The organism is Streptomyces rapamycinicus NRRL 5491, from assembly GCF_024298965.1.
GTDB lineage: Bacteria > Actinomycetota > Actinomycetes > Streptomycetales > Streptomycetaceae > Streptomyces > Streptomyces rapamycinicus.
This window is the reverse complement of sequence record NZ_CP085193.1, coordinates 8,042,020-8,054,622: the sequence shown is the minus strand read 5'-3', so window position 1 is coordinate 8,054,622 and position 12,603 is coordinate 8,042,020. Positions and strand designations below refer to the sequence as shown.

Sequence of the window (12,603 nt, the reverse complement as noted above, 5' to 3'; positions counted from 1 at the left end):
GACGGCGGCCGCTGGGGGACGCCGAGTCCATGGGCTTCAGTCCTTTGCTGACGGTCAGTGGAATCACCACGCGGAACATAGCGCACGGCGTGGCCGGGCGACACGTGGTTTTCGCGAGCCGGAGTGAAAGACCGGCACCGCACCCCACCGAACTCGTTCGGAGGATTGACGCGGACACACCACGACTCTACCGTCTCGTCACATCTCGGCGTTCACAACGAAACACCAACTTCATATACATGGACTGCGGTCCATGCCAACCCCCCACGGGAAGGCAATTCCCATGCGCATCCGTACGCTGCTCACCGCGCTGGCGACCGTGACCACCGTCGTCGGCGGCCTGGCCCTCGCGGGCCCCGCCGGCGCCTCCCCCACGACCGCCTCCCCCACGGCCGCCTTCGCCGACCCGTCGAAGGCGCCGGGCGGCAACTTCGACCTCTCGGTGTGGCAACTCCAGGAGCCGGTCGGCTCCCCCGGCAAGCCGACGACCATCCCCTCGTCCCGGCTCCAGGGGGCGAGCGGATTCCAGGACGACTACTTCCACACCGACAAGCGCGACGGGGCGATGACGTTCTGGGCGCCCGAAAAGGGCGTCACCACCCCGAACTCCAACTACGCCCGCTCCGAACTGCGCGAGATGAACCGCGACGGCGGCGCCGCGGACTGGTCGCTCGGCGGCTCGCACAAGCTGCAGGCGACGCTGCGCGTGGTGTCGGTGACGAAGAACGTCTGCGTCGGCCAGATCCACCTCGGCTCGGGCGGTTCCTCCACGAAGCCGCTGGTGGAGCTGTACTACCGCGCCAACGGCGATATCGTCCTCGGCACCGAGAACTCCCCCGACGGCGGCCAGACGCTGCACAACGTGGGCCATGTGTCGGTCGGCAAGACATGGAACTACACGATCGGCGTCTCCGGCGGCGACACCATCGACCTGACGGTCAACGGCAGCACGACGCACTACGACATCCCGTCGTCCTTCTTCCAGTACAAGCAGTACTTCAAGGCGGGCTCGTACAACCAGTCGTCCTCCGACAGCACGACGAACGGAGCGCGCGTCGGCTTCTACGGGCTGACCGTCTCCCACGGCTGAGCACGCAAAGCCCGGCGGCCGAGGCGGCCGCCGGGCCCCGTCGCCGCTAGGACGTCCGGCGGCTGAACACCTCGGCCACTTCGGGGATGCGGTCGATGTAGCCGTCGAGCAGCTTGCGGCCGACGGTGACCGAGTCGACCAGCGGGTGGAGGGCGAACGCCTTCGCGGCATCGGTCCGGGAACCGGTGACCGCGGCGCTGATGGTGAGCCGCTCGACCGCCTTGACCTGCTGCATCAGCCCGGTCTGGTGGAGATCGGGCTGGGTGATGGTGAGCGGGTGGACGCCGCCCGCGTCAACGGTCACGGGCACCTCGACGACGGCGTCGTGGGGAAGGCCGGAGACGGTGGTCCCGTTGCGTACGTTGAGGATCATCGTGGCGCGTTCATTGCGGCTGATCGCGGCCATCACCGCGAGGGCGACCCCGGCATACCCCTGGTGCGCGGGGTCCGGCCGGAAGTCCTCGTCCGGTCGGGCCTCTCCCTGGACGGCACCCTTGGCCTCGGCCATGTAGTTGGCGCTGCGGTCGGCGATGGTCTTCCGCCACAGCGACACGGCCGAGCCCCCGGCGGCCTCCGTCACCCGCTGGTAGAACTCCCGCTGCTGGCGGGCGAGGAACTCGCCGCGGGTCTGCGGGGCGTCGAGGATGGACCGTACGGCCTCCCGGTTGAAGTAGTAGTAGTACAGGTACTCGTTGGGGATCACACCGAGATCGCGCAGCCACTCGCGCCCGAAGACCACGCCCTCCTCCAGGTCGCCGAGGCGCTGCTCGTCGGCGAGCAGCCGGGGCAGGATGTCCTCGCCGTCGTGCAGGACGCGGCGCATCCAGCCGAGGTGGTTGAGACCGACGTAGTCGAACTGGGCCCGGGACGGGTCGAGGCCGAGGGTCGTGGCGATGCGGCGGCCCAGACCTGACGGCGTGTCGCAGATGCCGAGGACCCGATCGCCGAGGACGCTCTGCATCGCCTCGGTGATCATGCCGGCCGGGTTGGTGAAGTTGATGACGTAGGCGCTGGGGGCCAGCCGCCGCACCCGGTGCGCGATGTCGAGCATGACGGGGATGGTGCGCAGCCCATAGGCCAGGCCGCCCGGGCCGGTGGTCTCCTGGCCGAGGACATCGAGGTCGAGGGCGACCCGCTCGTCGCACATCCGCCCCGCCAGCCCGCCCACGCGGATGGCGGCGAACACGAAGTCGCTGCCCTCCAGGGCGTCGTCGAGCGACGTGGTGACCGTCACCCTGGGCGCTTCGGCATGGCCGTCGGCGAACTGGGCGAGCACTTCGGCCATGGCCTTGAGCCGGGCCGGGTCGGTGTCGTACAGCCACACATCGTCGATACGGGGGGAGCCCTGATCGTGCAGCAGGGCCTGGTAGACGTATGGCACGCGGAATCCGCCGCCGCCGAGGACGGTCAACTTCATGCGAGTATCACCTTTCCGTCCGCCTCGCGGCAGAGCTGGAGCGTGTTGGGGTCGGCACCGCTGGTGGTGATCAGGACGTCGAGGTCGGAGAGCGAGCACACGCGCAGCGATCCGGTGCCGGGGAACTTGGTCTCGACGGCGACCAGGACGACCTTTCCGGCGGTCTCGATCATGGCCTGTTTCAGGGGGGCCTCGACGGCCATGTTGTCCACGACATGACCGTTGGGCCGCACCCCGGTGCAGCTCAGGAAGAGCAGGTCGGCGCTGACCTGGCGGAGTGCCTGCTCGGTGAGGGAGCCGACCAGGGACTGGTAGTTGCGGCGCAGCACACCACCGAGCATCACCAGCCGTACGGCCTCGTCGTCGCGGAGTACGTCGAGCACCGGCAGGCTGCTGGTGATGACGGTGACGGGACGGCCCCGCAGCCGGCGGGCGATGGCCAGGGGGGTGGTTCCGATATCGAGGACGATCACGCTGTCGTCCTCGACGAGCTTCACGGCCTCCTCGGCGATCGCCTCCTTCAGCGCCTCGTCACGCGAGATGACCTGGTCGAACGGGGTCTCGGGCTCCACCTCCGCACCGGCGGCTTCCGCGGCCCCGTGCGGCGACAGGGCCGCGCCGCCGTAGGTGCGGAGCAGCTCGCCGTTGCGGTCGAGGAGGGTCAGGTCCCGGCGAATCGTGGACTCGCTGACCTGCAAGTTCTCGGCGAGCTCGCGTACCGAGGCCACTCCGGTCGACCGGAGTGACTCGACGATCTTCGCATGTCGTTTGCGTGAAGTCACGCATTGAAGATAGCACCGCATGACCGAAGTCAGTCATGAAGACAAGAGACATTCTCGTTGCTGATCGACTCTTGTCATTCCATAGGGGCAATGCTCATAGTTGAGCACTTCACCGTGGTCGCACCGGAAAGAGGCGGTCTCCGTGCTCGACGTGCTCTTCGCCGGCGAGGTCTTCTGCGACCTCGTCTTCGGCGGCATCCCTCACCTGCCCGCTCCGGGAACCGAGGTGTACGCCGACCGGTTCGCCGTCTCCCCCGGGGGAACCGCGAACCGCGCCGTCGCCGCCGCCCGCCTCGGACTGCGGACCGGGATCCTGGGGGTGATCGGCACCGACCTCTTCGGCGAGCACCTCGCCGCCCGGCTCGCGGCCGAGCGGAACCTGGACCCGACCTGGCTGCGCCGCGATCCCGCCGTGCACACCCCGGTCACGGTCGCGGTGACCCAGGAACACGATCGCGCCTTCCTCACCTACGAGGAGAAGGGGGCCCTGCGCCCCGAGGTGTGGGAGGGCGAACTGCCCGCCGTCCGCTTTCTGCAACTCGGGATCGGACGGCCGCTGCCCGCCTGGGCGGCCGAGTTCCGCGCCCGCGGCACCCGGGTGGTGGGCGGCGTCGGCTGGGACCCGACCGGCCAGTGGTCACGCGATCTGCTCACCCGGCTCGCCGAGGTCGACGTATTCGTCTGCAATGCCGTCGAGGCGACGAGCTACACCCGTACCGGCACGGTCGAGGAGGCCGTGAAGGTGCTCGCCGACCATGTGCCCGACGTCGTCGTGACCGATGGCGGGAACGGCGCGGTGGCGGTGGACGGCACCACCGGCGAACTGGTCCGGGTCGCCGTTCCCCGGGTGCCGGCCGTCGACCCCACCGGCGCCGGTGATGTGTTCACCGCGGGACTGATCACCGGCCTGAACCACGACTGGCCCCTCGCCACCCGGCTCCGCTTCGCCGGACTGTGCGCCGCCCTGTCGGTGCAGAACCTGGGCGGTGCGAACAGCGCACCGCGCTGGGAGGCGATCGACGCCTTCCTCGAACGCACCCCCCGGATTCCGGAGGCGGACCTCATCCGCATCCGTGCGATCAAGCCCTAGCTCCCGCGATCCGGGTCGGGTCGGGGTCAGGCCGGGGTCGGATCGGACGACCGCGCCCCACCCCATCCGGCAGATGCCGCCCCGGCACCAACCGCACCCCCAGCGCTCCCAGCACCCCCGGCACTCCCAGCACCCCCAGCACCCCCAGCACCCCCAGCACCAGGAGGACCACCCCATGGCCGAGAGAACCCCACGACACCCCCGTCGGCGCCTCATAGCCGCGGCGGCGCTCGCCACCGGTGTCCTGACCGGAGTCGCGGCCTGCTCCCCCGGCCCCAGCGGCGGATCGGCCACCAGCGCCAAGACCTCCGGCCCGGTCGCCACCGACCCCGCCAAGGCCGGGAAGGTCACCCTCACCGTGTGGGACCAGAACACCGATCCGGGCGCCGACGCCGCCACCGAGGCGCTCAACAAGGCGTTCATGGCGAAGTACCCGAACGTCACCATCAAGCGCGTCTCCCGGTCCTTCGCGGACCTCAAGACCACCCTGAAACTCGCGCTGTCCTCCGCCAATCCGCCCGACGTCGTCCAGGCGAACCAGGGCTACCCCGACATGGGCGCCTTCGTGAAGGCCAAGCTGCTCCAGCCGGTGGACCGCTACGCCAAGGCGTACGGCTGGGACACCGCCTTCCCGTCCCAACTGCTCGACCTCAACCGCTTCACCCCCGACGGCAAGACCTGGGAGACCGGCGATCTGTACGGCGTCTCACAGACCGGTGAGATCATCGGCGTCTACTACAACAAGGCCAAGCTGAAGTCGCTCGGCCTGCCGCTGCCCACCACGCTCGGCGGCTTCGAGAGCGCGCTGGCCAAGGCCAAGGCGTCGGGCCTGCAGCCCCTCTCCTACGGCGACGCCGACAAGAGCCCCGGCATCCACATCTTCGGCGTCATCCAGGCCCTCGCCGCGGGCAAGCCGGAGGTCCGCAAGCTCGTCTTCGACGAGGGCGACGCCAAGTGGACGGACTCCGGCACCCTCAAGGCCGCGACCACGCTGCGCCGCTGGGCCGACAAGGGGTATCTGGGCTCCGGCTTCAACGGCAAGAGCAAGGACCAGGCCGTCGACTCCTTCGGCCGGGGCAAGTCGCTGTTCCTCCTGGAGGGCACCTGGCAGTCGGCCGTCCTCGCCCCGAAGATGAAGAAGAACGTCGGCTTCACCGCACTCAGCCCGGCCGCCGGGCAGCCCCCGCTCACCCAGGGCGGCGAGGGCCTCGCGTGGTCCGTGACCGCCAAGTCCAAGCACCCCGACGTCGCCGGCGCGTACATCGACTTCCTCGTCAACAAGAACGGCATGAAGGCCGCGGCCACCCACGGCAACCTGCCGGCCATTCCCCCGGCCGACTACAAGCCGACACCCGGCACCGTCGACGCGGACATCCTCACCCGGTGGAAGGCCGTGAGCGAGAAGGACGGACTGCTGCCCTACCTCGACTACACCACCCCGACCTTCTACGACACCCTCACCGCCGCCGTCCAGGAGCTGACCGCGGGACACCTCACCCCCAAGGCGTTCACCAGCCGCCTCCAGTCCGACTACTCCTCCTTCCAGAACAGCAGGTAGACCCCCATCTCATGGCCGCCACCGCACACCGCCCGACGGCACGCAAGCGCCCGGCCGGCGCCCCCACCCGGGAGCCGGTCCGGCGCCGCGGCCGCGTCATCCAGTGGAAGGGCTACCTCTACGCCCTTCCCGCCCTGATCGTCCTCACGGTCTTCCTGCTGGTCCCGCTCGGCCAGCTGGTGCAGATCTCCCTCTTCCACTGGGACGGAATCTCCGTCTCCACCTGGGCGGGGTTCGACAACTACACCGAGATCGCCCGCGACCCGCAGTTGCGCGCGGGCTTCCTCCACTCCTTCGTCCTGATCCTGTTCTTCTCCGTCATCCCGATCGCGCTCGCCCTGATGCTCGCCGCGGTCACCACGCGGGCCGGCCGGCTGCGCGGCGTCTCCGTCTTCCGCGCGATGATCTTCCTGCCGCAGGTGGTCGCCATGGTCGTGACCGCCACCGCCTGGACGGCGATCTACGCTCCCGACGGCGTGCTCAACACCGCGCTGCGCGCCATCGGTCTCGAGGCGGTCGCCCGCCCCTGGCTCGGCGACTTCTCCACCGCCCTGCCCGCCGTCGGACTCATCGGCACCTGGCTGGAGATCGGCCTGTGCCTGGTGCTGTTCATCGCCGGCATCGGGCAGATCCCGGCGGAGCTGTACGAGGCGGCGAAGCTGGACGGGGCAGGCGCGGTGCGGGAGTTCTTCGCCGTCACCCTGCCCGGACTGCGCGGGCAGATCACCGTCGCGCTCACCCTCACCGTGATCGCCGCCCTGCGCACCTTCGACCTGGTGTACGTCGCCACCCACGGCGGCCCGGGCAACGCCACCAGCCTGCCCGCCTACGAGGTCTACAACCGGGCCTTCGGCACCGGCCAGGTCGGCTCGGCCTGCGCCATCGCCGTCACCCTGACCGCGGTGATCCTCCTTCTCACCTTCCTGATCACCAAGGTCCAGCCACAGGAGGACGAGACGTGATCTCCGGCCGCGAACGGGCGCTCAACTACGCCATCCTCACCGTCTTCGCCGCGCTGGCCCTGCTGCCGCTGATCGGCGTGGTGTCGTCCGCGCTGACCCCCGCCGCGGAGTCCGGGCCCTCCTTCACCTGGCCTCGCCACCTGGACCTCGGCAACTTCTCCACCGCCTGGCGCCAGGGCCACTTCGCCACCTATCTGACCTCCAGCCTGCTGGTCGCGGTCTCGGTGGTGCTCCTGACCGCCGTCCTGGCGATCCTGGCGGGCTTCTCCTTCGCGCACTTCGACTACCCCGGCCGATCAGCCCTCTTCTACGTCACCCTCATCGGGCTGATGGTGCCGCCCGAGGCCTTCGTCATCCCGCTCTACTTCAATCTGCGCGACACCGGACTCACCGATTCCTACTGGTCGCTGATCCTCCCGCAAACCGCCCAGTCCCTCGCCTTCGGCGTCTTCTGGATGCGCAACTTCTTCCGCTCGGTGCCGGTCAGCGTCATCGAGGCGGCGCGCCTGGACGGGGCGTCCGACTGGCGGCTGCTGTGGCGGATCCTGGTGCCCACCAGCCGTCCGGCGCTGCTGACGATGGCGATGCTGGTGTTCATGTGGACCTGGAACGAGTTCCTGCTCCCGCTGGTCATGATCACCGACGAGAGCAAGCGCACCGCACCGCTCGGCCTGGCCTTCTTCCAGAGCGAGCACACCACCCAGTACTCCGTACTGGCGGCCGCGTCCATCATCGTCGCCCTGCCGGTCGTCGCCTCGTACGTCTTCCTGCAGCGGCACTTCATCTCCGGCATGCTCTCCGGCGCGGTGAAGGGCTGACCAAACCGTTCAACCGAACGCGAGAGCGGGGGTCGCCGCGGCGGCCCCCTTCTCGCACCCGGAGCGCGCCTGCCAAGTATGCTTCCGGCCTCTTCTTGTCATGATCCCCACAGACCGGAGCCCACCATGACCACAGCCCGCTTGTCCGCGGCGACTTCGATCCTCTCGGCCGTGGCCGTCGGCGCGCTGCTCGTCGGCTGCTCGGCCTCGGTCAGCGTCGAAAAGTCCAAGCCGAAGCTGTCCGCGGACAAGCTGGCCACCATAGTCGCCGAGAAGCTCGCCGCCACAACGGGCCGGCCGAAGCCGGACATCGCCTGTCCGGAAGACCTCGTCGGCAAGGTCGGTAACACCACCCGGTGCAGGCTCACAGCGGATGACGGCAGCACCTTGGGCGTATCGGTCACGGTGTCCTCTGTCGACGGAGACCAGATCAACTTCGACGTCAAGGCCGACGACACCGCTTCCCCGGCCGCGAACTGAGGGCCGCCGGGCCTCCCATGTCCACATCAGCCGGCCGGAAAGCCGGCCACCCAACGCCGTTGCCACGGCGTCTCGACGGCCCGGGGGTGATGGTGGGCGCGCGCCCAGGTGACAGCGTCGGCGGGGGCCACCCCCGCCAGGACGGCCAGGCAGGCGACGACGGTCCCGGTCCGGCCGACGCCACCCCCGCACGCGACCTCCACGGGCGTGCCCGCCCGGGCCCGCTGGTGCAGTGCGCGGATCTGCCGTACGGCCAGGTCGCGGTCACGGGGCAGCAGAAAATCGGGCCACTCGACCCACGCGCGCTCCCACCCCAGGTCCCCGTCATGCCGCCGGCGCAGCCGGGTGGACCCCAGATACAGCCCGAACCCGGGCAGCGGCCCCTCCGGCCGCGGATTCCGCAGACCACGCCCCCGGACCCACGAGCCGTCCGGCAGCCGCAGGGCACCCGCCAGCGGTGCGTCACTCATCGAACCCCCGCCCCCGATCCGAAGCGCCCGACCACTGTCGGCACGGCGCCAATGTCCTTACGCATACGTTCACTCTGGCCGCGCTTCGCGCTTTCCGCAAAGGGCTTGAGTCATGTGAGGATGTGCCGATGGTGTCGCTGGGGAAACGCGGGTGGCGGACGGCCGGACTCATGGCCGCGGCGAGTGCGGCGCTGGCGCTGACCGCCTGCGGCCCGGGCGGCTCCGGCGCCGGAGGCTCGGGGGACGGTGACTCCGGGAACCGCGAGACGAAGTACCGACGCGTCATCGAAGCCCCTCACCCGCGCCCCGCCGATGTCATCGAGGCGGCCGGGGCACCCACCGACGTGGCCCGCGCGGACGACGGCTCGCTGCTCCTGGCGTACGAGGCCGACAACGTCGAGGACGACGAGGGACCGGCCGCCACCGCCTGGCGCATCGTCGGGCCCGACGGCCATACGGTCGCCGAGCACGCGGAACACGCGGACGCGGAGGAGGCGCCGCCCGCGTTCAAGGGGGTGGGCGGGGGCTTCGTACGGGTCCCGCCGGGCGAGGGAGCGGAGGGAGCGTACGCCCTCGACGTACGCGGCAAGCCGCACAAGACCGTCATCACCGAGACCCCCTCGCGCACCCGCCCCGGCGACGTACTGCTCGCCGAACCGGAACCGACCCTCGTCTACCGCCCCGCCACCCGCACCGTCGCGCCCCCGGCCGGAGTGCCGGACTCCGCCATCCGCTTCGCCATCGACGAACGGGGCACGGTCTGGAGCCTGGACCAGCCCCTCACCGAAGACCCCAACCGCGTCGTATGGCAGCGCGACGCTCACACCCTCGGCTCCAGAGCCGTCCCGAAGCCGTACACGGGGGGCGTCCTCGCCGCGCGGGGCGGCACCGCGGCACTGTCCCTCGTCCGGGGCGAGCACGTGCGCGGCCTGCTGCTGACGACCGACGGCGGCGAACACTGGCGGACGGTCCTGGCCGGCGGAATTCCCTGGAGGGACCTGAAGCGCGGCCCGGAGTCGCTGGTCCTGAAGGCGCTCGCGGACGGTCGGCTGCTCGTCGGCGAGGAAGACGGCCGCTACTGGCTCGCCGACGACCGCGCCAACAACGCCTTCCACGAATTGAAGACGCCGGCGGCATTCACCTCGTTGACCGTCGACGGCACGACGCTCTACGGCATCGCGGACGCGACGACGGCGACATACGACCTGGTGAAGGGCGAAGGGCTATGGATCTCTCGCGACGGTGGCCGCGAGTGGCACCGCCACGGGCGGCGCGGATAGCGGTGGAGACGGGCCCCTGGATCCTGCTCTGAACGGATGAACGGGAGCCCCCGCCTCAGCGCGGCGACTCCCGTCTTCGCGGCTTCGCGGGCCAGGATGGGTCTGCCCGCGTAGTGCCCAGGTGGGGCGGGTGGGACTCGAACCCACGGCCGACGGATTATGAGTCCGCTGCTCTAACCGGCTGAGCTACCGCCCCGTAACGGCGCGTCGTACACATCCGCGCGCGCCGTCTGCCGCAGCATAGCCGCTCATACGATCTGCTGCTTCGGAGGGCCGACGCTGGGCGGCCCCCTGGCTGCGATCATGACGTAGATCACGCCCGGAGGGGACCGGAAATGAAAAAGGACCCCACAAGGGGTCCTCCTCCCTGCTCCCCCGACTGGACTCGAACCAGTAACCCTCCGGTTAACAGCCGAATGCTCTGCCAATTGAGCTACAGGGGACCGAGCTCCCCCGACTGGACTCGAACCAGTAACCTGCCGGTTAACAGCCGGCTGCTCTGCCAATTGAGCTACAGGGGATTGCTCCGTGTGCCGCGACCGTGGCCCCGCCCGGATCTCCCGGACGGCGTGCGCTCGCTGCGACACATACATTAGCGCAAGCAGGGGGGTGCTCCGCCAATCGGTTCGCCGCGTCCGCCCTCGGGCGAACCTCCGCCGATCCAGGGATGATCTTCTGGATGATCGTGGGTGATCTGCGGCGCGGGCGGGTAGACGTGCGGCACGACCCCGGGGTCCAGATGTGAAGGACAGCGAGAAGGGCAGGTCGATGCGCTACCGGCTGACGTTCATCACCGGGATGGCTGTGGGTTACGTACTGGGCACGCGAGCCGGCCGCCAGCGGTACGAGCAGTTGCGCGCGTGCGCGCAGAAGTTCGCACGGAACCCGGCCGTCCGCAATACCGCCGAATCGGCCGCGCAAGGAGGCCGGCATGCCGCCGTGCGGGCGCTGGACAAGGTCCGGCCGCTGCGCGAGAAGATCGGGCAGCGCGACCCCCGCGCGGTGGGCGAGGACGACTGGGGCACCAGCAACACCTAGACCCGGCGGTGGCATGATCTGATCCATGGGGATAGTCGCCGGGTTGGACAGTTCGTCCGAGAGCACACGAATCGTCGTCTGTGACACCGATACGGGTGCCGTGATCAAACAGGGGTACGCCCCGCATCCGGTCGGCGGCAGCGGTGATGTGGACCCGCAGGCGTGGCTGATGTCCCTCGGCGAGGCCGCCGAGGGCGGGCTGCTCGAAGGGGTCCAGGCCATCGGCGTCTCGGCGCAGCAGCACGGGCTGCTGGCGCTGGACGCGGGCGGGGTGCTGGTGCGCCCCGCGCTGGTGGGCAACGACAAACGCGCCCAGTCCGCGGCCGCCGACCTCACCGAGGCGCTCGGCGGCCGTACCGCGTGGGCCCAGGCGGTCGGCGCCGTGCCGACCGCCTCGCAGCCGGTGGCCAAGCTGCGCTGGCTGACGCGGAACGAGCCGGACGCGGCGCACCGCGTGGCCGAGCTGATGCAGCCGCACGACTGGCTGGTGTGGCAGCTGCTGGGGCGGCCGGTGCGGCGTACGACCGACCGCGGTACGGCCTCCAGCAGCGGCTACTGGTCGGCGGCGAACGGGTCCTGGCGCCCCGACCTGGTCCAGCTGGCCCTCGGTCACCAGGTGCGGCTGCCGGAGGTCATCGGCCCGGCCGACGCCGCCGGGCACACCCCCGAGGGGCTGCTGATCTCCGCCGGTACGGGCGAGACCATGGCCGCCGCCTTCGGGCTCGGGGTCGGGGTCGGCGACGCGGTGATCTCCCTGGGCGCCTCCGGCTCGGTCTTCTCCGTCCACCATGAGGCGCTGGCCGATCCGACCGGCACGATCCTGTCGTACGCGGACGCCACCGGCATGCATCTACCAGTGGTCCATACGCTCAACGCGGTACGGGCGCTACGCGGTACGGCGGAATTGCTCGGCACGGATCTCGAGGGGCTCTCCGCGCTCGCGATGAAGTCCACCCCGGGGTCGTACGGGCTGGTGCTGTTGCCGTATCTGGAGGGCGAGCGGACCCCGCATCTGCCGCATACGGCCGGGACGCTGACCGGGCTGCGGCGCGAGTCGATGAAGCCCGAGCATCTGGCGCGGGCCGCGTTCGAGGGGATGCTGTGCGGGCTCGCGGACGCGCTGGACGTGCTGCGCGGGCGCGGGGTGCAGGTGCGGCGCGTCTTCCTGCTCGGGCCCGCGGCCGATCTCCAGGCCGTCCGCGCGATCGCGCCCGCGGTGCTGGGCGCGCAGGTCGTGGTGGTCCAGCCCGCCGACTACGCCGCGCTGGGCGCGGCCCGGCAGGCCGCGTGGGCGCTGGGCGTCTCGCACGGCACCCACTCGCCGCACGAGCCGCCGCGCTGGCCGGCCGCGGCGAGCCAGGTCTTCGAACCGGGCGAGGATCTGCCGGTGGGGCAGTCGGTGCGGCAGCAGTACGTGGCGGTGCGGGAGCAGATCCACCCCGGGGCGTTCGAGTCCGGGGCGTTCGAGTCCGGCGCCGGTGATCAGGAGGCCCCGGGCCATGGGGCGGCCGGTGGGTATGAGGTTGGTGGTGGGTACGAGGCCGGTGGGTACGACGGCATGTGAGGCCCGGCCCGGCGCCGTTTCGGGGCGGCCCGGCCCGCGTGGGCGTGGGCCGGG

12 protein-coding genes and 3 tRNA genes are annotated in these 12,603 nt (G+C 70.5%); 9 read left to right on the top strand and 6 right to left on the bottom strand.

The genetic code is table 11. From position 1 onward, the window contains the following. The first annotated feature begins 283 nt into the window (after positions 1–283). Entirely contained in the window at positions 284–1,090 is an 807-nt protein-coding gene (locus LIV37_RS33535; RefSeq protein WP_020871525.1) for a polysaccharide lyase family 7 protein, read from the top strand. 46 nt (positions 1,091–1,136) lie between these two features. Here the strand turns inward: LIV37_RS33535 and LIV37_RS33530 are convergent, their stop codons facing one another. Then, on the bottom strand, positions 1,137–2,507 hold the full coding sequence (locus tag LIV37_RS33530) for a 6-phospho-beta-glucosidase (RefSeq protein ID WP_020871524.1): 1,371 nt from the start codon (positions 2,505–2,507) through the stop codon (positions 1,137–1,139). Continuing rightward, a complete protein-coding gene (locus tag LIV37_RS33525) occupies positions 2,504–3,289 on the bottom strand; it encodes a DeoR/GlpR family DNA-binding transcription regulator (RefSeq protein WP_121824206.1) in 786 nt (261 codons plus the stop codon). Before LIV37_RS33525 ends, LIV37_RS33530 begins: the two co-directional genes overlap by 4 nt. 142 nt (positions 3,290–3,431) lie before the next feature. Here LIV37_RS33525 and LIV37_RS33520 point away from each other — a divergent pair, with 142 nt between their 5' ends. From LIV37_RS33520 to LIV37_RS33500, 5 genes are all read left to right on the top strand, one after another. Beyond that, positions 3,432–4,379 (top strand): carbohydrate kinase family protein, encoded by a 948-nt coding sequence (locus tag LIV37_RS33520; protein WP_020871522.1) that lies wholly within the window; start codon positions 3,432–3,434, stop codon positions 4,377–4,379. Between the two features lie 175 nt (positions 4,380–4,554). Then, complete coding sequence (locus LIV37_RS33515) at positions 4,555–5,937, top strand: extracellular solute-binding protein (protein WP_020871521.1); 1,383 nt, start codon at positions 4,555–4,557, stop codon at positions 5,935–5,937. Between the two features lie 11 nt (positions 5,938–5,948). Next, positions 5,949–6,899, top strand: a complete 951-nt coding sequence (locus LIV37_RS33510) for a carbohydrate ABC transporter permease (protein ID WP_020871520.1) — start codon at positions 5,949–5,951, stop codon at positions 6,897–6,899. Next, the gene (locus tag LIV37_RS33505; RefSeq protein WP_020871519.1) at positions 6,896–7,717 is read left to right on the top strand and encodes a carbohydrate ABC transporter permease; all 822 of its coding nucleotides are present in this window, start codon (positions 6,896–6,898) and stop codon (positions 7,715–7,717) included. The genes LIV37_RS33510 and LIV37_RS33505 overlap by 4 nt, the downstream gene beginning before the upstream one ends. Before the next feature lie 126 nt (positions 7,718–7,843). Then, positions 7,844–8,197, top strand: coding sequence for a DUF4333 domain-containing protein (locus tag LIV37_RS33500; RefSeq protein ID WP_020871518.1), 354 nt, complete (start codon positions 7,844–7,846; stop codon positions 8,195–8,197). Between the two features lie 26 nt (positions 8,198–8,223). On the opposite strand, the gene LIV37_RS33495 is transcribed toward LIV37_RS33500, so the two are convergent. Beyond that, positions 8,224–8,667 carry a protein-tyrosine phosphatase family protein gene (locus tag LIV37_RS33495; RefSeq protein WP_020871517.1) on the bottom strand — a complete coding sequence of 148 codons (444 nt, stop codon included), beginning with the start codon at positions 8,665–8,667 and terminating at the stop codon, positions 8,224–8,226. Between the two features lie 128 nt (positions 8,668–8,795). Here LIV37_RS33495 and LIV37_RS33490 point away from each other — a divergent pair, with 128 nt between their 5' ends. Next, positions 8,796–9,947, top strand: coding sequence for a hypothetical protein (locus tag LIV37_RS33490; protein WP_020871516.1), 1,152 nt, complete (start codon positions 8,796–8,798; stop codon positions 9,945–9,947). A gap of 122 nt (positions 9,948–10,069) precedes the next feature. On the opposite strand, the gene LIV37_RS33485 is transcribed toward LIV37_RS33490, so the two are convergent. The 3 genes from LIV37_RS33485 to LIV37_RS33475 all read right to left on the bottom strand — a co-directional run bounded on the left by LIV37_RS33485 (position 10,070) and on the right by LIV37_RS33475 (position 10,468). Then, a tRNA-Ile gene (locus LIV37_RS33485) sits at positions 10,070–10,143 on the bottom strand. Between the two features lie 174 nt (positions 10,144–10,317). Next, positions 10,318–10,390, bottom strand: a tRNA-Asn gene (locus LIV37_RS33480). Positions 10,391–10,395: 5 nt separating this feature from the next. Further along, positions 10,396–10,468: transfer RNA gene (locus tag LIV37_RS33475), tRNA-Asn, on the bottom strand. Between the two features lie 247 nt (positions 10,469–10,715). Between LIV37_RS33475 and LIV37_RS33470 the strand changes: the two genes are divergently transcribed. Both LIV37_RS33470 and LIV37_RS33465 read left to right on the top strand, forming a co-directional pair. Then, entirely contained in the window at positions 10,716–10,985 is a 270-nt protein-coding gene (locus LIV37_RS33470) for a hypothetical protein (RefSeq protein WP_020871515.1), read from the top strand. Positions 10,986–11,010: 25 nt separating this feature from the next. Continuing rightward, the gene (locus LIV37_RS33465) at positions 11,011–12,549 is read left to right on the top strand and encodes an FGGY family carbohydrate kinase (RefSeq protein ID WP_020871514.1); all 1,539 of its coding nucleotides are present in this window, start codon (positions 11,011–11,013) and stop codon (positions 12,547–12,549) included. Positions 12,550–12,603 lie beyond the last annotated feature (54 nt).